Origin of the sequence: Desulfarculus baarsii DSM 2075, from assembly GCF_000143965.1 — a bacterium.
Classification (GTDB): domain Bacteria; phylum Desulfobacterota; class Desulfarculia; order Desulfarculales; family Desulfarculaceae; genus Desulfarculus; species Desulfarculus baarsii.
Map to the genome: position 1 here is coordinate 225,024 of NC_014365.1, position 20,487 is coordinate 245,510.

Consider the following 20,487-nt stretch of genomic DNA (forward strand, 5'->3'; position numbering starts at 1 on the left):
CAAGCCATTAAAACATATTATCGGCGCGGCCGCGAATTACAATACCTCGATGGGCCCCTCGACGCTGCCGCTGATGAACTGTCGCACCACCGGGTCGTCGCTGTCGCCGATCTGTTCGGGCGAGCCGCTGGCGATGATCCGGCCCTGATAGAGCATGGCGATCTGGTGGGCGATCTTGAGCGCCCCGGCGATGTCGTGGCTGATGACCACGCTGGTGATGCCCAGGCGCTCCTGGGTGTCGGCGATGAGCCGGTTGATGGCCTCGGTCATCAACGGGTCCAGGCCGGTGGTGGGCTCGTCGTAGAGCACGATCTCGGGCTCCAGGGCGATGGCCCGGGCCAGGCCCACGCGCTTGCGCATGCCGCCGCTTAGCTGGCTGGGCATCTTGGCCTCGACGCCGGGCAGGCCCACCATGCGCAGCTTGTCGGCGACGATGCGGGCGATCTCGGCGGCCGAGTGGCTGGTGTGCTCGCGCAGGGGAAAGGCCACGTTGTCGAAAACGCTCATCGAATCGAAAAGCGCCGCATCCTGGAAAAGCATGCCGAAACGCCGGCGGATTTGATTGAGCTGGCGGTCATCGAGGTGGCCGATGTCCTGGCCGCCCACCAGCACCTGGCCGGCGTCGGGCTTGATCAGGCCGATCATGTGCTTGAGCAGCACGCTCTTGCCGCCGCCCGAACGGCCGATGATCACGGTGATCCGGCCGCGGGGGATGGTCAGGTTCAGCCCGTCGAGCACCCGCTGGCGGCCGAAGTTCTTGACCAGATCGCGCAGTTCGATGATGTTTTCCGCAGCCGCCACATCCGCCCTCAAAACATTATCGCCGTCAGGGCGTAGTCGGCGGCCAGGATCAGCACGCTGGCCAGCACGACGGCCTCGGTGGTGGCCCGGCCCACGCCCTCGGCCCCGCCAGAGGTGTAAAAGCCCTTGTAGCAGCCGATCAGCGAGAGGATCAGCCCGAAGATGGCCGACTTGACCAGGCCCATGCCGATGTCGTCGAACTCGACGTATTCGATGATCTTGGCCACGAAAACGCCCTCGTTGATGCCCAGCATCCCCACGCCCACCGCGTAGCCGCCCAGGATGCCGATGAAGTTGGCCACGATCGTCAGCGCCGGCAGCATGATCACCGCCGCCAGCACCCGGGGCAGCACCAGATATTGCACGGGATTGACGGCCATGACGTAGAGGGCGTCGATCTGCTCGGTGACGCGCATGGTGCCGATCTCGGCGGCCATGGCGCTGCCGGCCCGGCCGGTGACCATCAGCGAAGTCAGCACCGGGCCCAGCTCGCGGGTCAGGGCCAGGGCCACCGTCGAGCCGACCAGGCTCTCGGCCCCGAACAGCGAAAAGCCGTAATAGCTTTGCAGGGCGAAGACGCCGCCGGTGAAGGCGCCGGTGAGCATGACCACGTTGATGCTCTTGTTGCCCACGAACTCCATCTGCTTGAGCACCAACCGCATGCGCCACGGCGGCCGCAGCAGCCACAGCGCCGCCTGGGCCAGCAGCAGGACGATCTCGCCGGCCTCGCTCAGGCCGCCCATGGTCTTGCGGCCGATGAATTCGAAAAATCTGCTAAACAATCGCGCGCGCTTTCATCGGAATGGGCCGTTGGCGAGCCTCGCTCGGCCACGTGACGTCGCGGCCGGGCGGCATTCTTACACTATAGTTTTGCCGCGCCGCTTGGTCAAGGAAGCTCCGGGCCGATTTCATTACATTATTGACGTTTGCCCCGCTGGTTGATAATTTTTGTCATGCTGGGGGGTGTCCACGAGGACTGAGAGCGCCGCCGCCAAAGGCGCGACCCCTTGAACCTGATCCGGATCATGCCGGCGGAGGGAACGGCCCGTCCTGTCGCAAACCGTTAGCGCGTTTGTCCTTGGGCCGCGGGTCAGCGGCCTTTCGCTTTTTTCCCGCCGGTTTTTCTTTTGTGGCAGCGGAGGCCAGCCATGCCCACGGCCAGGGTGTTGATCATCGCCGGCAGCGACTCGGGCGGCGGCGCGGGGATCCAGGCCGACGTCAAGGCCGCCACGGTCCTGGGCGGCCACGCCATGACCGTGGTCACCGCCCTCACCGCCCAGAACAGCCTGGGCGTCAGCGCCGTCCACGCCGCGCCGCTGGATTTCGTGCGCGCCCAGTTCCACGCCGTGGTGGGCGACATCGGCGCCGACGCGCTCAAGACGGGCATGCTGCATTCGGCCGAGCTGGTCGAGCTGGTGGCCGAGTTGGCGGCCCCGCTGGCCGCGCCGCTGGTGGTCGACCCGGTGATGGTGGCCAAGGGCGGCGACCGCCTGCTGGCCATCGAGGCCATCGAGGCCCTGCGCCGCCGGTTGTTGCCCCTGGCCGCCCTGGTCACGCCCAATCTCGACGAGGCCGAGGCCATCCTGGGCCGGACCGTGCGCGATCGGCCGGCCATGGAGTGGGCCGCCCGCCAGTTGGTGGAATTGGGGGCCCAGGCGGCCCTGGTCAAGGGCGGCCACCTGGCCGGCGACCCTGGCGACGCCCTTTTTGACGGCCGGCAAGCCTATTTTTTCAGCGCCCCGCGCCTGCACACACCCCACACCCACGGCACCGGCTGCACCCTGGCCACGGCCATCGCCACCCTTTTGGCCCAGGGCCAAGCCCTGGTCCCGGCCGTGGAGCGGGCCCGGCTGTTGGTGCGCCGGGGCATCGCCGCGTCCCAACCCCTGGGCGCCGGCCACGGCCCGGTGGTGGCCCGGGCCGACCTGGACCCGCTGCTGAGCTTGGGCCAGACCCTTGATTCCGCCCTGCAACTGTTGCCCGCCGACCAGGCCGCGCGCCTGCGCGCCGCCAGCCCCCAAGAGCTGGCCGAGCGCCTGGCCCGCGCTGGAAAGGAAGCCTGAAGATGATCGACACCCAACTGACCGCCGCCCGCAAGGGCCAGATCACCCCGGCCATGGCCGCCGTGGCCCAGAGCGAGGGCCTCGACGCCGAAATCATCCGCCAGGGCCTGGCCCGTGGCGTCATCGCCATCCCCTGCAACCCGGCCCACGCCTGCCTGCAACCGCGCGGCGTGGGCCAGGGGCTTGCGGTCAAGGTCAACGCCAACATCGGCACCAGCCCCGACCGCTGCGATCCGGCCGAGGAGCGCCAGAAGCTGCAAGCGGCCCTGGAGGCCGGGGCCGACGCGGTGATGGACCTGAGCACCGGCGGCGACCTTGTCGCCATGCGCCGCCAGATCATCGCCGCCTGCCCCGTGCCCGTGGGCACGGTGCCGATCTATCAAGCGGCGGTGGAGATCACGGGCCAGGGCAAGGGCGTGGTCGATCTGAGCGCCGACGACCTGTTCCGCGTCATCGAGCAGCAGGCCGTCGAGGGCGTGGACTTCATGACCGTCCACTGCGGGGTGAACATGGCCGCCCTGGAGCGCCTGCGCCTGGAGGGCCGCGTCACCGACGTGGTCAGCCGGGGCGGGGCCTTCATGGCCTGCTGGATCATCAAAAACCAGGCCGAAAACCCGCTTTTCGCCCAATACGACCGCCTGCTCGACATCTGCCGCCGCCACGACGTGACCCTCTCGCTGGGCGACGGCCTGCGGCCCGGCTGCCTGGCCGACGCCACCGACCGCGCCCAGATCACCGAGCTGATCACCCTGGGCGAGCTGACCCAGCGGGCCTGGGACGCCGGCGTCCAGGTGATGATCGAGGGGCCAGGCCACGTGCCGCTCAACCAGATAGTCACCAACATCCAGCTACAAAAACGCCTCTGCCACGACGCGCCCTTTTACGTGCTGGGCCCCCTGGTCACCGACGTGGCCGCCGGCTGGGATCACGTGGCCTGCGCCATCGGCGGGGCCATCGCCGCCACGGCCGGGGCCGATTTCCTCTGCTACGTCACGCCCACCGAGCACCTGGCCCTGCCCGGACCAAAGGACGTCTACGAGGGCGTGATCACCACGCGCATCGCCGCCCACGCCGCCGACGTGGCCCGGGGCCGCGCCCAGAGCGTGGCGCGCGATCGTCAAATGGCCCAGGCCCGCGCGGCCATGGACTGGGAGACCATGATGAGCCTGTGCCTGGACCCCAAAACCGCCCGGGCCATGCGCGAGGGCAGCCGGCCCCAAGAGGACGAGGTCTGCACCATGTGCGGCAAGTTCTGCGCCGTGCGCCTGATGCGCGACTATCTGCACCCCGAGCGCAAAAAGGTCTGAGGCCGTGCGCCTGGTGGTCTTCAGCGACCTCGACGGCACGCTCCTCGATCATCACGATTATGCCTGGAGCGCGGCCCGGCCGGCCCTGAGCGCGCTGCGGGCCGCCGGCGGGGCGCTGGTGCTGTGCAGCAGCAAGACCAGCGCCGAGATGATCGCCCTGCACGGCGAGATGGGCCTGAGCGAGCCGTTGGTGGCCGAAAACGGCGGCGGGATCTTCGCGCCCGAAGCTCACCCCCTGGCCGCCGGGCCGGGCTGGCGGCCGGCCGAAGCGGGCTGGCGCGTGCTTGCCCTGGGCCTGGGCATAGACGAGGTGCGCGCCCGCCTGGCCCGCTTCAACGGGCCATTCGGGGCCAGGGGCTTTGGCCAGATGAGCGACGCCGAGGTGGCCGGCCTCACCGGCCTGAGCCCGGCGCGGGCGGCCCTGGCCCGGCGGCGGCGCTTCAACGAGCCGCTGATCCTGCCCCGGCCCGAGGAGCAGGCCGAAAGCTTCATCGCCGCGGCCCGGGCCCACGGCCTGGCCGTGACGCGGGGCGGGCGGTTTTTTCATCTGCTGGGCGGCGGCGACAAGGGCGCGGCCGTGGCCAGGCTCATCGATTATTATAAGGGCGGCGCCGAGGAAATCCGCACCATGGCCCTGGGCGACGCGCCCAACGACGCCTCCATGCTGCGGGCGGTGGACTGGCCCGTGTTGCTGGCCCGGCCCGACGGCTCCCACGCCGCCGTGGACGCGCCGGGCCTCGCGTTGCAACCCCTGCCCGGCCCCCGTGGCTGGAACCGCGCCGTGTTGGCGGCGCTGGAGGAACTGGCCCCATGAGCACGCCCACCAGCCGGGTGCTGAAACTTTTGCTGGAGGCCCAAGGCCCCCGTTCGGGTCAGGAGATGGGCCGGCTGCTGGGTTGCAGCCGGGCGGCGGTGGGCAAGGCGGTGGCGAATTTGCGCCAGCGGGGGTTTGCCATCGAGGCCAGGCCCCGGGCGGGCTATCTGCTGGTGGCCGAGCCCGAGGCCGTCTTGGCCGAACGCGTGGAGGCCCGCCTGCCCGAGGGCTGCCTGGGCCGGCCGCTTTTGCACTACCAGACCATCGACTCGACCAACCTGGAGGCCCGCCGCCTGGCCGAGGCCGGCGCGGCCCACGGGGCTTGCCTCTGCGCCGAGCACCAGAGCGCCGGCCGGGGTCGGCTGGGCCGGGCCTGGCAGGCGCCGGTGGGGGCCAGTCTGCTGTTTTCGCTGTTGCTGCGGCCGGTCGATCTGCCGGTCGATCTGGTTTTTCTGCTGAACAACGTGGTCAGCCTGGCCGTGTGCCGGGCGGTGGAAGGGCTTTGCGGATTGCGGGCCATGGTCAAGTGGCCCAATGATGTTTTTCTCGACGGGCGCAAGCTGGTGGGCGTGCTGACCGAGTTCACCTGCCGGGCCGACCGGATCGACCACGTGGTGGTCGGCGCGGGGCTGAATGTCAACTGGAGCCCCGAAGATCTGGCCATGCTACCCGCGCCGGCCGCCTCGCTGCTGGCCGCCAGCGGCCGCCGCTGGGACCGCGCCGTGCTCCTGGCGGCCATTCTGCGCCAGGCCGACGCCCTCTACGCCTCGCTGCTGGCCGGCCAACTGGAGGCGCTGCGCGATGAATATCAACGCCAGAGCCTCTTGCTGGGCCGCCAGGTGACGATCGACGACGGTGGCGCGCTGGTGGGCGGCCAGGTGGCCGGCTTCGAGCCAGACGGCGCGTTGCGCCTGAGCACCGGCCCCGGCCGCGTCAGGATTGTCCGCCACGGCGACGTGAGCCTCAAGTCCATCGCCGGCCTGGAGGGCAGGGAATAGGCTCAGGCCCGCGCGATGTCGCGGCAATAGACCATCTTGGCGTCGCCGGGTGCGTAAAAGTCGTCCATGCGCGCGGCGAGGCGGTAGCCCAGGCCGGCGTAGAAACGCCGCGTGGCCGCGTAAGGCTGGCGCGAGGACGTCTCGACATAGACGCGCCGCCCGCCCAACTCGGCCACGCGACGCTCCACCTGGGCCATCAGCGCCCGACCCAGGCCCCGGCCCTGGCGCGCCGGATCGACGACGATCCAATATAAATCCCAACAGGCGTCGGTGCAGGCAATGGGCCCGAAGCAGGCGTAGCCGGGGCATTGGTCGTTTTCGGCAGCAAAAACAAAATGATAGCCGCTGGCCAGGCCCTTGGCCCGGCGCTCTTGCACCAGCTCCACGGCCACCAGCACCTCCTCGGCCGAAAAATTGCCGGCGGCCAGGCACAGGCCGCGCACCAACTCTTCGTCGCCGCGGGCCAGCTCCTCGCGCCAAGGCGCGGCGAACGCCATCAGGCCAGCCCCGTCTTTTCGACCGCGCAACCCCGCCGCCGGCCCCGGCTGGCCGAACCCAGAATGCGCCAGACCACGATGGTCTGATCCAGCCCGGCCCGGCGGGCGGCGGCCATGAAGCCGGCGTCGTCGGCCAGGCAGGGGTTGGCGTTGACCTCGAGGATGAACGGCCGGCCCTTGCGATCGACGCGAAAATCGACCCTGGCCCAGCCCCGCAGGCCAAACAGCCGCCAACAGCGCAGGCTCATGGCCTTGAGACGGGCCAGCAGTTCGGCGTCGCGGGGCTCGAAGTCAAAGCGTCGCGGGGTGTGGTTGTATTCGTGGGAATCCTCCACCCACTTGGCCCGATAGCCCACGATGTGGGGTTTGCCGGGCTGGAAGCCCTCGAAGGTGATCTCGGCCGGCGGCAACACCTCGGGCCCCCGCGAGCCGGCCAGGATGGCGATGTTGAACTCGCGGCCATCGATGTAAGCCTCGGCGAAACAGTCGCCGCCCAGGGCCTTGCCCCGCTGGGCGATGGCCGCGCGCATGGCCGCCCGGCCCAGGGGCTTGATGATCGAGTGGTCGTCCAGGCCCACCGAGCCGTGCTCCCAGACGGATTTGACGATATAGCGCCTCAGTGGCGAAAATGGCAGGCCGTCATCGCGGGGGCCGCACCAGTCGGGCGTGGGCAGGTTGCTCTCGCGCATGGCCTTTTTGGCCAGGAGCTTCTGCGATGTCAGCAGCATGCCCCTGGCCCCGGCCCCGGTGTAGCGCAGGCGCAGGCGCTCCAGCAGCAGCGGGGCCAGGTGGATCATGCGGGCCATGCCCAGGGGCGTCTCGACCAGGTTGAAGACCACATCCGGCCGCAGCTCCTCCAGGGCCTGACGGGTCTGATCGACCTCGGGGCCAAAGGCCAGGCCCTGGGCGCGATGACCCAGGCGGCCCAGCGCCGCCAGCACCTGGCTGGCCTGGACGACGTTGTCGGCCAGATCGGGCGCGGCGTCGGGAGACGCCATGTCGTGCAAAACCACCACTTTCATGGCGCGCTCCCGGTTGTTCAGGCCGCGACCGTGGCCCGGCGGGCCAGGGCCGAGGCGACGATGGCCTCGATCAGTTCATCATAGCCCATGCCGGCCAGGCCGCAGAGGATGGGCAGGTCCGAGTGGCCGGGGCACAGGCCGGCCAGGGGGTTGATCTCCATGAAATGGGGCCGGCCCGTTTCGTCGCAGCGCAGATCCACCCGGCTGGCGTCGCGGCAGCCCAGGCCGCGATGGGCGGCCACGGCCAAGGCGGCGCAGGCCTGGGCCAGGGGGCCGTCGGCCAGCTCGTAGCGCACCAGGCCCTCGCAGTTTTCCTTGTTGTGATAAGAATATACCTCGGCCTCGGCCCTGGCCAGCAAGATCACCTCCATCACCGCCACGGCCCTGGCCGCCGACCCCGTGCCCAGCACGCCCACGGTGAACTCGCGGCCGGGCAAAAAGTGCTCGACCAGCACCGGCTGGCCGTAGCGCGCCAGCAGCCGCTGGCAGACCGCCGCCAGCGCCGCCGCGTCACCCACCTTGCCGGCCGCCTCCACGCCCCGGCCGGTGCCCTCGGCCACCGGCTTGGCGAACAACGGATAGGCCAGCGACACCTCGGCCAGTTGAGCCACGTCGTCGATGACGGCGAAATCCGGCGTGGCCAGGCCCAAGTCGCGCACGACCCGCTTGGCCATGGCCTTGTGCAGGGTCAGGCTCAGGGTCAGCGGATCGGAAAACACATAGGCCTGGCCGTGGTAATCCAGCACCGCCGGAACCTGGGCCTCGCGGCCGAAGCCGCCCAGGCCCTCGGCGATGTTGAAGACCAAGTCCCAGCGCTGGCCGGCCAAGAGCGCCGCCATCAGCTCCGGCAAGCCGCCCACCCGGCGGGGCTGATGCCCCAGCCGGGTCAGGGCCGCCTCGATGGCCGCGATCGTCTCGGGGCTGTCGAACTCGGCCACGGCCTCGGGCTCGAAGCCCCGGGCCAGATAGTCTTGGCGCAGATCATAGGTCAGGCCGATAAGCATCGCGTCGCCTTGTCAGCACAGGGCCCGGCCGGGGCCGTGGGCGTTGTCGGGGTAGGCGTATTGACCGCCCTCGTAATTGCGCAGCAACAGCGCTTCATCTTGGCGACCGATCACCGACTCGGGGTAGAGGGCCACCTTGCCGCCGCCGCCCGGGGCGTCGATGACGTAGGTGGGCACGGCGTAGCCGGTGGTGTGGCCGCGCAGGCCGGCGACGATCTCCAGGCCCTTGGCCACGGGCGTGCGAAAATGGGCCGAGCCGCAGATGGGGTCGCATTGATAGAGGTAATAGGGCCGCACGCGCAGGCGCAGCAAACCCTGCATCAGCGCGCGCATGGTGGCGACATCATCGTTGATGCCGGCCAGCAGCACCGTCTGGCTGCCCAGGGGGACGCCGGCGTCGGCCAGGCGGGCGCAGGCCTTGGCCGCCTCGACGGTCAGCTCGGCCGGGTGCATGAAGTGCAGGCTGATGAACAGCGGGTGGTATTTTTTCAGCATGCGGGTCAAGGCCGGGGTCACCCGCTGGGGCAACACGGCCGGAACCTTGCTGCCGATGCGGATGATCTCCACGTGACGCATGGCCCGCAGGCGCGAAAGCAGCCACTCCAGGCGGTCGTCGGCCATGGTCAGCGGGTCGCCGCCCGAGATCAGCACGTCGCGCACGGCGGGCGTGGCCTCAATGTAGGCCAGGGCCCGCTCCAGGGCGCGCTTGCCCGTGTGCATGCCGCCGCCGCCCACCAGGCGCGAGCGCGTGCAATAGCGGCAATAGGTCGAGCAAAAGCCGGTGGCCAACAGCAACACCCGGTCGGGGTAGCGGTGGACCAGGCCGGGCGCGGCCATGTCGGCGTCCTCGGCCAGGGGGTCGTGGCTTTCGCCGGGGCTGACCACGGCCTCCATCCAGGTGGGCACCACGGCCCGGCGCAGGGGGTCGGCCGGATTTTGGCGGTCGATCAAGCTGAGATAATAGGGCGTGATGGCCATGGGCAGACGGCCGGCCACGGCCTCGAAGGCGCGGCGTTCTTCTTGCGCCAGGGGAAAAAAGCGCTCCAACGCCTGGGGGTTGGTCAGGCGGTTGCGCACCTGCCAGCGCCAGTCATTCCACTGGGCCGCGCAGACGCCGGGAAAAAAGCGGCGGCGAAAGGCGGCGCTGGCGCTGGATTGATGAGGATTGAAACCATGGCCCGCCTCGGTCGACCAATCGACCGCGGGCGTGGCGGGTAGCGGGCAAGGGACGGATTTTCGGCCTGGAGGGTCCAGGTCTTCGGTGGAGGCTTCGCACTGGTTGCTGTTGGCGGCGATTTGGCTCATTCTGAAGCTCCTGCCCCAAATAATTCCGTTGCGTTTTTTTGGTGGATGATTCCGGGCGGCCGGCCCGATCGGTTGACGGCCCGACGACCGTTAGCGCGGGCCGCCGTCGACCGGGAAGATACGCCCTCGAGCCAGGTTGGTTTGGGCGAAACGCTTGACCTTCAGCGCCGGCTCGCCGCCGCTTTCGGTCAAGTCGCCCCAGACGGTGACCTCGCGGCGCAGAAGGGTCATCATTTCCTTGCGCAGTTCGCCGGGCAGCAGCCGGTGAACCGTCTCGTCGTAGCTGGCGATGGCAAAGACTTCGACGTTGCCGGCGCGGTCCCACTCCACGGGGATCAAAAGGCCGGTCAACTCGGTTTCTTTGGTGCGGCAGGCGCAGTTCATTGCTGGCGTCTCCTGGCGTACATCGCCGCCGGGCGCTCTTTCAAGCCATGTGCCAACGGATATCGCTTTGAAATTACGAATTGTTTTAATGTTACAAGCGATTGGGGTGAAGTGAAATTTCACTCAAGCCCAGGTATGGGCGGCGCGGCCGACCGCAATCCTTGGCTCGCGCCACCCGCGCTGAAGTCATTTGAAAGGGTTCAGCGGCGCCGGCAAGTTCCGGGACCGGGCCAGGCGACCGTACAATTCCATGTCGCGCTGGTTCAACCGGGCCAACTGTTTGATCAGGTCATCGTCGCTCGCCAATCGGGCCAGGCGTTGGGCGTAGCCCGGCAGGCGGCCCTTGTTGTCGGCGCGGGCGGCGGGGCGCTCCGGCCAACCCAAGGCCGTGGCCAACCGCGCCAGGTCGGAAGGATAGCGCTCTTGCAGCCCCACGAAGTCAAAATCGTCAATCGTCATTGATTTAAGTATGTTGTTGCTGACAAAATCGCGCATGACGGGCAGGCGGGCAAACCGTGGCAGATCCAATTCGTGCTCCAGCATGTGATCGTGGATCAAGTTGCCGTGGCGGTCGCTGGTCAGCCAGAAATAATAGTGGCTGACCAGCCGAGCCACCGGATGACGCAACCAGATGACGCGCTTGGCCTCCGGGCAGGCCAACAGATACTTGTCGGCCGGAAAGTGACCATGGATCACTGTGGTTCGCGGCGGCAGGCCGGCCACCAGGCCCACCGCCCGCCGCTGGGCCAGCTCCGGGTCCAGGTGGCAAAGCGAACGGGGGTCTTCCATGAACTCGGCGTAATCGCCAAAACCCGCCTCTGGGCCATAGTGCTCGGCCAAGGCCCGGCGGAAGCTGGCGCCCGCCGCCTTGGGCACGTGCACGCTGATCAGCTCCACCCGCGGCGCGGGCTGCGGCGCGGCGGCCCGTGGCCCTCGAAGCTTTTTAAATGATCCGAATACTCCCATTGCTCGGCCCGACCCGCGTTGCACGAATGGTTCACGGCAGGGCAAGCCGCGTGGAATTTCGCCGCTTGCCGGCTTGCCTCGCAGGGAATAATCGGAATCCGTCGTCCCGTGGTTACGGCGCGCTCAGCGAAAATCCTTGGCGCGCAGGCCGTACTTGGCCATCAGGTAGCGATATTGGCGGGTGGTCACGCCGGCCTGGGCCGCGCAGCGGTCCACGCGGCCTTTCTTTTGCGTGAGCTGCTTGATCAGGTAGCGCTGTTCGACCTCGTTGACCGCCCGCTGGCGGGCCTCGGCCAGGCGCAGCTCAAAGGCCTCCTCCTCGCCGGGCGCGGGGGAGCTGAGGGCCAGCAGGTCGGCGGGGAAGCTGGTGGCGCAGAGGGTGTCGGTCTTTTCGAGGATATAGGCGCGCTCCAGCAGGTTTTCCAGCTCGCGGATGTTGCCGGGCCAGGCGTAATTGCGCAGCGCCTCCATGACCGTGGCGTCGATGGCCCCGATGTTCTTGCCGTATTCGGCGTTGAGGCGCTCTAGAAAGGTGCGGGCCAGAATACCCACGTCCTCGCGGCGTTGGCGCAGAGGCGGCAGTTCGATCTGGAAGACGTTGAGCCGATAGAACAGGTCGCCACGAAAGGCCCCGGCCTCCATCAGCTCTTGCAGGTTGACGTTGCTGGCGGCCACCACGCGCACGTCCACGGCGATGGTGCGCTCGCCGCCGACCCGCGAGAATGTGCCGTCCTGCAACACCTGAAGCAGCTTGATCTGGGCGTTGGGCGAGACGGTGCCGATCTCGTCGAGGAAGATCGTGCCGCGATCGGCCAGCTCGAACTTGCCCAGCTTGCGGCGTTCGGCCCCGGTGAACGAGCCCTTTTCGTGGCCGAACAACTCGCTTTCCACCAGATTTTCGGGGATGGCCCCACAGTGAACGGAGATGAACGGGCCGGAGCCTCGCTTGCTGTGGCTGTGGATCAGCTTGGCGATGAGGCTCTTGCCGGTGCCGGTCTCGCCGGTGAGCAAGACCGTGGCCTTGGTCGAGGCCACCGACTCGATGCGCTCGTAGACGGCCTTCATCAGCGGCGAGCGGGTGCGCACCAGATCGCGGGACTCCACCCGCCAGAAACTGTCGCGCAAAAATTGCAGCTCGGCCTGAATCTTGTGGCTTTGCCGCAGGTTGTCCAGCACCAGCTCGACCTCGTGGACGTCCACCGGATAGATCAGATAGTCCTCGGCCCCGGCCTTGACCGCCTCCACCGCCTGGCGGATGGCTTCCGGCGGGGCCAGGATGACCACGGGGACATTGCGGTGGCCGTTGCGAAAATGGCGCAGCCCCGCGGCGAAATCGCGCTGATTCTCGGGCGGCAGGCACTGGCGGATAAAGTCTATGTCAATGAAATAAATATCGAAAGCGCGCTTGCCGATGGCTTCCAGACAGGCGGGGCCGGTGTCGGTCACGGCCACCGAATAGACCGCCGACAGGCAGGCGTGGATGCTGGCCTGGGCGTTTTTGTCGTTGGTGCCAACCAAAACGGTTTTCAAAAGCCGCCTCCAGGGGCGCTTGACGCCAAATGCCAAAAAAATATAACAAAATCGCCATGGCCGCCAGAACAATCGTGGCGGGTGAATTTTGACTTCACTTTTTTATTGGCTACTGATATCAATTGATTGCCCCGCTATTTGTCATCCGGTTACACCCCGGCGGGCGCTTTTCACGATTTTTTTGAGGAAGTTCGATTTCACTTTGCGAGGGTGCGGATTTTTTTGTCCGTATTTTCGCGTGGTTGCATATAGGCATGGCTTTTGCCTGACTGGCCTGGCGTTGCGGACGGCCGTCGGGTAATATTCGCGGCGCGTCGCCCCCCATGGACGCGAATCTACACAGTGAGCCATATACGCTGCGTTGAAGGGATTACGACCGATGCAGGAAAAGCTGAACGTCAGCCTTCCGGATGCGGATGCGACTGATACTATGGATTTGATGGCCGACGAGGCCGCCAAAGAGGTGACCGATCGAAAATCGCGCGCCAAGGTCTTGCTGCTAAAGGGCGTCATCGTCACGGCCCTGATCGGCATGCTCACCGGCGGCGTGGTGTTGTGGGACGACATCATGCTGCACATGAAAGGCTTCGTCTCCACCGATCTGGGCGGCGTCTTTTTCATCCTGGCCAACGTTTCCGGCGCGGTGGGCCTGTTCTCGCTGATCTGGCGGGTGGTCCTGACGCTGATGTACAAGTCCGAGGCCCCGTGTTCCGACGACGAGCTGCCCACCATCACCATCGTGGTGCCGGCCTACAACGAGGGCTCCCAGGTGCTCAAGACCCTGCGCAGCATCGCCGCCAGCGATTATCCGGCCGCCAAGATGCAGCTGATCGCCGTTGACGACGGCTCCAAGGACGACACCTGGCTGTGGATGAAACGGGCCTCCCGCGAGCTGGGCGAGCGCCTGGACCTGCGCCGCCTCGACCGCAACAGCGGCAAGCGCCGGGCCCTGTACGAAGGCTTCATGAACAGCACCGGCGAGATCCTCGTCACCATCGACAGCGACTCCGAGATCGCCCCCGACACCCTGCGCCACCTGATCACCCCCTTCGTGCGCGAGGCCCAGGTGGGCTCGGTGGCCGGCAACGTGCGCGTGCTCAACGCCCATCGGGGCATGATCCCCAAGATGATGGACGTCAGCTTCACCTTCAGCTTCGATTTCATCCGCGCCAGCCAGAGCCAGGTCAATACCGTCCTGACCACCCCCGGCGCCCTGTCGGCCTACCGCGACAGCGTGGTGCGGCCCGATCTGGAGGGCTGGCTCAACCAGACCTTCTGCGGCCGGCCGGCCAACATCGGCGAGGACCGCGCCCTGACCAACCTGGTGCTCAAGGCCGGCTACTTCGTGCGTTTCGCGCGCAAGGCCGTGGTCTACACCGAGGTGCCCCTGGGCTACAAGGGTCTGTGCCGCATGCTGCTGCGCTGGGCGCGCAGCAACGTGCGCGAGTCGCTGGTCATGGGCCGCTTCGTGTTCACCAACTTCCGCAAGGGCGGCAAGCTGGGCGGCCGGATCAACTTCCTGCTGCAAGTCTTCGCCATGACCGTGGGCGAGGTGCTCAAGATCAGCGCCGTCTGCACCTTGGTGGCCTATCCGCTGATCATGGGCGGCAACTTCCTGGTGGGCGCGGCCATGGGCGGCACGGTGCCGGCGCTGTTCTACCTGCTGCGTCACCGCAACAGCAACTGCCTTTGGGGCTTCCCCTACTGCCTGTTCTGGGTGCTGACCCTGAGCTGGATCAGCCTCTACGCCCTGGTCACGCCCCATCGCTCCAGTTGGCTGACCAGGGGCCTGACCGAGGAGCACAAGGCCGTGGCCGAGCAGCCCGACCCCTGGACGGTCTCGGTGGCCGCCTCGGCCCGCACCGGCCTGCGCTGATCGCCAGATAAGACCGACTTTCGGCCCGACGTCCGCGGCTTGCCCGCCGTGACGTCGGGCCGGTTTTTTTGCGCGCGCGCTTCCGCGCTCAGCGCTCGGCCAACTGGGCGAAGGCGACCATGCCGGCCAGGGGCTGGGCGCGCAGCACGGCCTGGACAATGGCCCGGGCCAGGCAATCGGCCATGGCCTGGCCCAGCTCGGTGATGGCCAGGGCCTGGGGCGAGGCGAAAAAGCCCTCCTGGCGGGGTAGCTCCTTTTGGCCGGTGCCCAGGCAAAAAATCGTGTCGCCGTCGTACATGGTGTGGGCCGGCCGGATGGCCCTGGCCAGGCCGTCCTGGGCCATCTGGGCCAGTTTTTTGGCCTGGGCCTTGTCGATGGCCGCGTCGGTGGCCACCACGCCGATGGTGGTGTTCTGGCCGGGTTGACCCGGCGGGGCCTGCGGCAATTGCACGGCGCGGCGGCCTTGGGGGCCGAACTCGCCGTCGAGCTCCCGGCCGATCTCCCAGGGCCGGCCGCTGGCCGGGTCGATCACCCCGCCCAGGGAGTTGACCGCCACCAGCGCGCCCACGGTCAGGCCCGAAGCCAACACGGCGCTGGCCGTGCCCAGCCCGCCCTTGATCCCGCCCGACATGGCCCCACAGCCCGCGCCCACCGCGCCCATGGCCACCGGGCCATCGCCGGCCGCCTGGCAGGCCGCCCGGCCCCAGTCCGCGCCGGTGGGCGGGACGAACGACGCCCCGCGACCCAGGTCGTAAAGCGCCGCCGCCGGCACGATGGGCGCGACCTGGCCGCCCTCCAACGGAAAGCCCCAGCCTTTTTCGGCCAGCCAGCGCACCACGCCGTCGGCGGCGGCCAGGCCATAGACCGAGCCGCCGCATAGGGCCACGGCGTTGACCACGCGCACCAGATTTTCCGGCTGGAGCAGGTCGGTCTCGCGGGTGCCGGGGGCCGAGCCCCGCACGTCCACGCCGCCCACCGCGCCTTGGGGGCAGATCACCACGCTGACGCCGCTGGCCGCGGACAGGTCGTGATGATGGCCCACCAACAGGCCCGCCACGTCGGTGATGGCGTTGTGCCTTCCTGGTTTGATCATGCTTCAAGCCTTTTGTTGGGAATGAGCGTCAAGGCCGCGTCAATCAGCGGCTTTTTTTGGTATAGGCCACTGGCGGCCGGCCGTCAAGGGCCGGGCCCCAAACAACGGCGGCCTTCCCCCGCCAAGGGGAAGGCCGCGCGTTGGCCGTTTGCCGCGCCTCAGTAGCGGGCGCGGCCATAGGGCCCCGGATGATGGTGGGGGCCGGGGCGGTGATAATAGCCCGGCGGGCCCCACGGGCGATAATAATAGGGGCGCCGGGGCGGCGGGACCGGCACGTAGTAGGCCGGTGGCGGGTAGGGCGCGTAATAGCCCGGCGGCGGGCAAGGCGGCGGGGCCGGCACGTAGTAAACCGGCGGCGGCGGAACGTAGGGCCCGGGCAACACCACCGAAAAGCCCCAGCCTCCGCCGATGATCACGGGCGGGCGATGGGCCTGGGCCGGCGCGGCCGCGCACAGCGCCGTCACGACGGCCAAGGCGCAGCACCACAGGATCTTGGGCATGACACACGCTCCAGACGATGGCCAAAAGCGCGCCGGGCGCGTCAATTGGCCGGTTGGTTGAAGTTGCCGGCCGGCTGGCCGTAGCCGTCGCCGGGTTGGTTGAAGCCGCTGGTCGGTGGACTTGGTTCGGGCTTGGCCGGCGGTCCGGGCTGGCCGGGCTGGGCGCCGCCATAGATGTTGCGCAGCTCGATGAAACGGTCGCGGCCCAGGATCTTGCGCGCCTCCAGCAAAAAGCGCGACTTGTCCAGCGTCACCTCCGACTGGGCCTGGGCCAGTTGGGTAAACTGCTGGCGGATGGCCTCCTCGTCCAGGGGGTCTTGGTCGAAGTAGCTGTCGAGGGTGACCCTGGCCTGCTGGATCTGGTTGCGCTGGCTGATGATCTTGCGCCGCAGCTCCAGGTTGAGGTTTTCCAACGAGTCGATCTCCTCGGGGCTGAGGCTGAGCTGGGCGATGATCTCGGGCGACTGCCACCATTTGTAGAGCTTGTACATGTCGACCCCGCCCTGGGCCGCGGCCGGGGCGGCGACGGCCAGCGTCAGCAAGGCCGCGGCCAGCGTGACAATGAATTTTTGCGGCATGGCGCTTCCCTCCGCGATATGTTGCTAGCTCCGTGGCTCGTCGACATCCGAGACGGCGGCCTCGAAAAACTCCTGGTCGGCCTGACGCATGCCCCCGCTGATGACAAAGCGTTTGAAACGATCAAAGGGCTCCTCGGGCTGCCAATACATTTCGGTGGGGGCCGAGCGGGTCCACTGGCCGGCCAGGCCGACCAAGTCCAGCGGCTCGTCCAGATCGTCGGCCGGCGGCGCGGCCTGGGCCAGTGTGGCCGGGGCCGCTGGCGCGGGCCGGGCCGGGGCCTGGGTCGGCTCCATCGGCGGCGCGGCCTGGGCCAACGGGGCCGGGGCTTGCGCCGGCGGCGCGGCCACGGCCAGCGGGGCCACGGGCGCGGGCTGGCTGGGCGGCTGGAGCGGCGTGGCCAGGTTGAGGGCCACGGCGGCGGCCACGGCGGCGGCGGCCAGGCCGCGCAAGGGCCACAACCAGCGCTCGGCCTGACGTTTGCGCCGGGCCAGGGCCAGGCGGGGCGGCCGAGGCGGCGCCTTGACCACGCGCGCGGCCGCCGGGGCCAGCGCGGCCAAATCGGCCGCCAGGGCCTCCACCTGGGCCCGGCAGTAACCGCAGGCCGCCAGATGGGCCCGCACGATCTGCGACGAGCCGTCTTGGTCCACGGCCGCCCGAATGATCTCGGCCTCGCCGATGTGTTCGGTCGCTCTCATGCCTCGCCTCGCAACGCCTTCAGCAGCTCCGGCTTGCCGCGCAGCTTGGCTACCGCGCGATAAAGCTGTGTTTTAACGGCGCTTTCACTTTTGCCCAACGCCTGCGCCACTTCTTTTATGCCCAGGCCATCCAGAAAATGCAGCGTGAACGCCTCGCGCTCGCCGCCGGGCAGCCCCCGGCAGAAAGCGGCGATCATCCGCCACAGCTCCTTGCTGGCCACTTCGTCTTCCAACACCGGGCCGCCGGCGCGGCCGGCCGGGGCCGGCGTCTGCTCGTCATGTTCTTCCAACGGCCGCAGCAAGCGTCGCGCGCCCTGGCGGCGGTGATGGTCGCGCACCAGGTTGACGGCGATGCTGTAGAGCCAGGCCTTGAAGCAAGAGGCGTCGCGCAACTGGGCCAACCCGTCGAAAGCCTTGATAAAGGCCTCCTGGGCGATGTCCTCGGCGTCCATGTCCGACTGGGTGCGATAATAAACCATGCGGTAGATATCGCCCCAAAACATGTCCACCAGCTTGTCGAAGGCGAACTCGTCGCCGCCTTTGGCCTTTTGGGCCAGCGCGACGGCCAGGTCCAGCGACTGCGCGTTGTCGGATTGTGGATTCACGTCCGAAGGTCGCCTCTTGGTTGTGGCCTCCTCGCCAGCCTCGCGCGGGCTATGGCCTTTATTCGCGCAGACGTGGGGCGAGCTGATTTTGTCTACAAGTAAATCAGTTTTTTGGCGGAACGCGACTGGTTTATTGCTTGGCGATGGCCTCGTCCAGGATCCACACCGGCTCCTTGACCGGCTGGACCAGGGCGGCGGGCAGGCTTTTGTCGCCGGCGCGGACCCGTTGCAGGGCCTGGCGCTTGCCCTGGCCCATGACGAAAAACAGCGCCTGACGGGCGGCGTTGAACACCGGCAGCGTCAAGCTCACCCGCGCCACCGGCGGGTCGGCCTGGGGCGGCGGGCAGACGCCCACGGCCCAACGCCTGGTTTCGTTCAGGGCCGCGTCGCCGGGATAGAGGCTGGCCGTGTGGCCGTCGGCGCCCATGCCCAGGATCACCAGGTCGAACACCGGCGGCTCGTCGCCGCTGGCCTGAAAAAATTCGCGCAACAGCGCGTCGTATTGCCGGGCGGCCTCGTCGGGGCCCAATTCACCCTGGATGCGGTGGACGTTGGCCGCCGGCGGCGTGAAGCCGCCCTCGCACAGGCGCTTGGCCTGGCCGGCGTTGCTGCGGGGGTCATCCAGGGGCACGCAGCGCTCGTCGCCCCAGAAAAGGTGCACCTGCTCCCAGGGTATCTCGCCCACCTGGGGCGGTTGAACCAGCCTGGCGAACAGTGAAAGCGGCGAGCCGCCGCCGGGCAGGGCCACCGTGCAGACGCCCCGCGCCTGCGTCGCCTGGCGCACCACCTGAACAACCCGAGAGGCCGACACCCTGATCACCGCCTCGGGAGTGTCGAAGATCCATTCACCCAAAATCAGTCCTCGTTCCGGTCGGCCAGCAACGGGGCCACGTCCCGCGCCTGGGGCGGCCCCCAGCCGCCGGCCGGATAGAAATGCAGCCGCTTGCCGCGGTCGGCGCAGGCCTCGCAGGCCCGCAACAGCGGCTCCAGCCACTGCCAGCACAGCTCCACGCCGTCTTGCCGCCAAAACAATGTATGATCGCCCAACATGGCGTCCAGCAGCACTTTTTCGTAGGCGTCGTGCATGGGCTCGCCACCGGCCCGGAAGTCGAAGCCCATGCCCACCGTGCGCAGGCACAGCTTGGGGCCGGGCTTTTTGGTCTGGATGCTAAGGGTTATCGTTTCCTCGGGCTGGATGCCCAAGCTCAGGCGATTGCTGGTGATGTGCTCGCCCAGGGCCTGACGGAACAGCGAGTGGGGCACCTGCTTGAACTGGATGTCGATGCTGGTGCGCTTCTTGGCCAGGCGCTTGCCCGAGCACAGATAAAACGGCACGCCCTGCCAGCGCCAGTTGTCCACGAAAACGCGCAACGCCGCGAACGTGGGCGTGAGCGACCCAGGCGCCACGCCCGGCTCGTCGCGGTAGGCCACGACTTCCTGGCCCGCCACCCGGCCGGCGGCGTATTGGCCCAACACCAGCGTCCCGTCCAGATTATCGGCGGGTAGTGGCCGCAAACAGCGGAAAAGCCGGATTTTCTCGTCACGAACCCGCTCGGCGTCCATGTTGGGCGGGGCCTCGCCGGCCACCAGGGCCAAAAGCTGGAGCATGTGGTTCTGGAACATGTCGCGCAGCACGCCGGCTTGTTCATAATAGCCGGCCCGATGCTCCACGCCCAGGGTCTCGGCGGCGGTGATGGCCACGAAATCAACGTACTTGCGGTCCCACAGCGGCTCGAACACGGCGTTGGCGAAACGAAAGAGCATTAGGTTCTGCACCGTGTCCTTGGCCAGGTAATGGTCGATGCGAAAGATCTGCTCCTCGGCGAAGCCCTCGGCCAGGGCCGCGTTCAACTGGCGAGCGCTTTGCAGGTCGTCGCCAAAGGGCTTTTCGACCACCAGGCGCAGCCAGCCGGGGCCGTCGCTTTGGTTCATGCCGGCGGCGCTCAGGCTGCGGGCCACGTCGGCGTAGAGCTGGGGCGGGATGGCCAGGTTGTAGATGCGGTTGCCGCAGCCGCCGCAGTCGCGGTCGATGACCTCCAGCCGGTGGCGCAGGGGCGCGAAGCTGGCCGGGTCGTCGTAGGTCAGGGGCTGGTAGAACAACCGCCGGGCAAAGGCGTCCCACCGGGCCAGGTCCAGGCCGGCCTCGGCCACGGCCTGGGCCATCAGCTCGCGAAATTGGTCGTCGTCGTAGGCGGTGCGGGCGCAACCCACCACGGCCAGGCTCTCTTGCAGGCCGTGATTGACGAACAGGTCGTAGAGCGCCGGCATCAGCTTGCGGTGGCACAGGTCGCCCGAGGCGCCGAAGATGACGACCACGCAAGGGTCCGGCGCGCCCTCCAGATGGCAGCCGACGCCATCTTGGATGATTTGGCCCGCCCATGGCGGCGCACTAGTGGTCAAGGCTCGCTCCCGGCCCGCGCTCGCGGCCGTGCCAGCCGGCGGCGCGCT

The 20,487-nt window shown here is 68.1% G+C and carries 21 protein-coding genes and 1 riboswitch; of the genes, 5 read left to right on the forward strand and 16 right to left on the reverse strand.

Annotated features, from left to right (window positions below; all coding sequences use genetic code 11):
* Positions 1 to 36 precede the first annotated feature (36 nt).
* Entirely contained in the window at positions 37 to 801 is a 765-nt protein-coding gene (locus tag DEBA_RS01005) for an ABC transporter ATP-binding protein (RefSeq protein ID WP_013257036.1), read from the reverse strand.
* 8 nt (positions 802 to 809) lie between these two features.
* Entirely contained in the window at positions 810 to 1,544 is a 735-nt protein-coding gene (locus DEBA_RS01010) for an MlaE family ABC transporter permease (protein WP_013257037.1), read from the reverse strand.
* A 206-nt stretch (positions 1,545 to 1,750) separates the two neighbouring features.
* Positions 1,751 to 1,859, forward strand: a riboswitch (TPP riboswitch).
* A gap of 90 nt (positions 1,860 to 1,949) precedes the next feature.
* Here DEBA_RS01010 and thiD point away from each other — a divergent pair.
* The 4 genes from thiD to DEBA_RS01030 are packed head-to-tail and all read left to right on the forward strand — an operon-like array spanning position 1,950 to position 5,983.
* Positions 1,950 to 2,864 (forward strand): bifunctional hydroxymethylpyrimidine kinase/phosphomethylpyrimidine kinase, encoded by a 915-nt coding sequence (gene thiD / locus DEBA_RS01015; protein ID WP_013257038.1) that lies wholly within the window; start codon positions 1,950 to 1,952, stop codon positions 2,862 to 2,864.
* 2 nt (positions 2,865 to 2,866) lie between these two features.
* On the forward strand, positions 2,867 to 4,171 hold the full coding sequence (thiC, locus tag DEBA_RS01020; RefSeq protein WP_013257039.1) for a phosphomethylpyrimidine synthase ThiC: 1,305 nt from the start codon (positions 2,867 to 2,869) through the stop codon (positions 4,169 to 4,171).
* Positions 4,172 to 4,175: 4 nt separating this feature from the next.
* The gene (locus tag DEBA_RS01025; RefSeq protein ID WP_013257040.1) at positions 4,176 to 4,985 is read left to right on the forward strand and encodes an HAD-IIB family hydrolase; all 810 of its coding nucleotides are present in this window, start codon (positions 4,176 to 4,178) and stop codon (positions 4,983 to 4,985) included.
* Positions 4,982 to 5,983 carry a biotin--[acetyl-CoA-carboxylase] ligase gene (locus DEBA_RS01030; protein ID WP_013257041.1) on the forward strand — a complete coding sequence of 334 codons (1,002 nt, stop codon included), beginning with the start codon at positions 4,982 to 4,984 and terminating at the stop codon, positions 5,981 to 5,983. The genes DEBA_RS01025 and DEBA_RS01030 overlap by 4 nt, the downstream gene beginning before the upstream one ends.
* Before the next feature lie 2 nt (positions 5,984 to 5,985).
* On the opposite strand, the gene DEBA_RS01035 is transcribed toward DEBA_RS01030, so the two are convergent.
* The 7 genes from DEBA_RS01035 to DEBA_RS01065 all read right to left on the reverse strand — a co-directional run bounded on the left by DEBA_RS01035 (position 5,986) and on the right by DEBA_RS01065 (position 12,691).
* Positions 5,986 to 6,480, reverse strand: coding sequence for a GNAT family N-acetyltransferase (locus tag DEBA_RS01035; protein ID WP_013257042.1), 495 nt, complete (start codon positions 6,478 to 6,480; stop codon positions 5,986 to 5,988).
* Positions 6,480 to 7,502 carry a D-alanine--D-alanine ligase family protein gene (locus DEBA_RS01040; RefSeq protein WP_013257043.1) on the reverse strand — a complete coding sequence of 341 codons (1,023 nt, stop codon included), beginning with the start codon at positions 7,500 to 7,502 and terminating at the stop codon, positions 6,480 to 6,482. The genes DEBA_RS01035 and DEBA_RS01040 overlap by 1 nt, the downstream gene beginning before the upstream one ends.
* Before the next feature lie 17 nt (positions 7,503 to 7,519).
* Positions 7,520 to 8,506, reverse strand: a complete 987-nt coding sequence (locus tag DEBA_RS01045) for a D-alanine--D-alanine ligase family protein (protein ID WP_013257044.1) — start codon at positions 8,504 to 8,506, stop codon at positions 7,520 to 7,522.
* A 12-nt stretch (positions 8,507 to 8,518) separates the two neighbouring features.
* Positions 8,519 to 9,811, reverse strand: a complete 1,293-nt coding sequence (locus DEBA_RS01050; RefSeq protein ID WP_013257045.1) for a KamA family radical SAM protein — start codon at positions 9,809 to 9,811, stop codon at positions 8,519 to 8,521.
* A gap of 90 nt (positions 9,812 to 9,901) precedes the next feature.
* Positions 9,902 to 10,195 carry a hypothetical protein gene (locus DEBA_RS01055; protein ID WP_013257046.1) on the reverse strand — a complete coding sequence of 98 codons (294 nt, stop codon included), beginning with the start codon at positions 10,193 to 10,195 and terminating at the stop codon, positions 9,902 to 9,904.
* Between the two features lie 186 nt (positions 10,196 to 10,381).
* Positions 10,382 to 11,092, reverse strand: a complete 711-nt coding sequence (locus DEBA_RS01060; protein ID WP_043813460.1) for a sulfotransferase family 2 domain-containing protein — start codon at positions 11,090 to 11,092, stop codon at positions 10,382 to 10,384.
* 192 nt (positions 11,093 to 11,284) lie between these two features.
* Positions 11,285 to 12,691: a sigma-54-dependent transcriptional regulator gene (locus DEBA_RS01065; protein ID WP_013257048.1), complete on the reverse strand. Its 1,407-nt coding sequence runs from the start codon at positions 12,689 to 12,691 to the stop codon at positions 11,285 to 11,287.
* A 430-nt stretch (positions 12,692 to 13,121) separates the two neighbouring features.
* On the opposite strand from DEBA_RS01065, the gene DEBA_RS01070 reads away from it, so the two are divergent.
* On the forward strand, positions 13,122 to 14,567 hold the full coding sequence (locus DEBA_RS01070) for a glycosyltransferase family 2 protein (protein ID WP_222832025.1): 1,446 nt from the start codon (positions 13,122 to 13,124) through the stop codon (positions 14,565 to 14,567).
* 88 nt (positions 14,568 to 14,655) lie between these two features.
* On the opposite strand, the gene DEBA_RS01075 is transcribed toward DEBA_RS01070, so the two are convergent.
* The 7 genes from DEBA_RS01075 to zwf form a co-directional block, all read right to left on the reverse strand.
* On the reverse strand, positions 14,656 to 15,660 hold the full coding sequence (locus tag DEBA_RS01075) for a P1 family peptidase (RefSeq protein WP_013257050.1): 1,005 nt from the start codon (positions 15,658 to 15,660) through the stop codon (positions 14,656 to 14,658).
* Between the two features lie 158 nt (positions 15,661 to 15,818).
* Positions 15,819 to 16,160, reverse strand: coding sequence for a hypothetical protein (locus DEBA_RS01080; RefSeq protein ID WP_013257051.1), 342 nt, complete (start codon positions 16,158 to 16,160; stop codon positions 15,819 to 15,821).
* A 41-nt stretch (positions 16,161 to 16,201) separates the two neighbouring features.
* The gene (locus DEBA_RS01085) at positions 16,202 to 16,738 is read right to left on the reverse strand and encodes a periplasmic heavy metal sensor (protein ID WP_013257052.1); all 537 of its coding nucleotides are present in this window, start codon (positions 16,736 to 16,738) and stop codon (positions 16,202 to 16,204) included.
* A 24-nt stretch (positions 16,739 to 16,762) separates the two neighbouring features.
* Positions 16,763 to 17,434, reverse strand: a complete 672-nt coding sequence (locus DEBA_RS17970; RefSeq protein WP_013257053.1) for a hypothetical protein — start codon at positions 17,432 to 17,434, stop codon at positions 16,763 to 16,765.
* Positions 17,431 to 18,039, reverse strand: a complete 609-nt coding sequence (locus DEBA_RS01095; protein WP_013257054.1) for an RNA polymerase sigma factor — start codon at positions 18,037 to 18,039, stop codon at positions 17,431 to 17,433. The genes DEBA_RS17970 and DEBA_RS01095 overlap by 4 nt, the downstream gene beginning before the upstream one ends.
* A 130-nt stretch (positions 18,040 to 18,169) precedes the next feature.
* Entirely contained in the window at positions 18,170 to 18,892 is a 723-nt protein-coding gene (gene pgl, locus DEBA_RS01100; protein ID WP_013257055.1) for a 6-phosphogluconolactonase, read from the reverse strand.
* Between the two features lie 2 nt (positions 18,893 to 18,894).
* Positions 18,895 to 20,439: a glucose-6-phosphate dehydrogenase gene (gene zwf / locus DEBA_RS01105; protein ID WP_013257056.1), complete on the reverse strand. Its 1,545-nt coding sequence runs from the start codon at positions 20,437 to 20,439 to the stop codon at positions 18,895 to 18,897.
* Between the last annotated feature and the right edge of the window lie 48 nt (positions 20,440 to 20,487).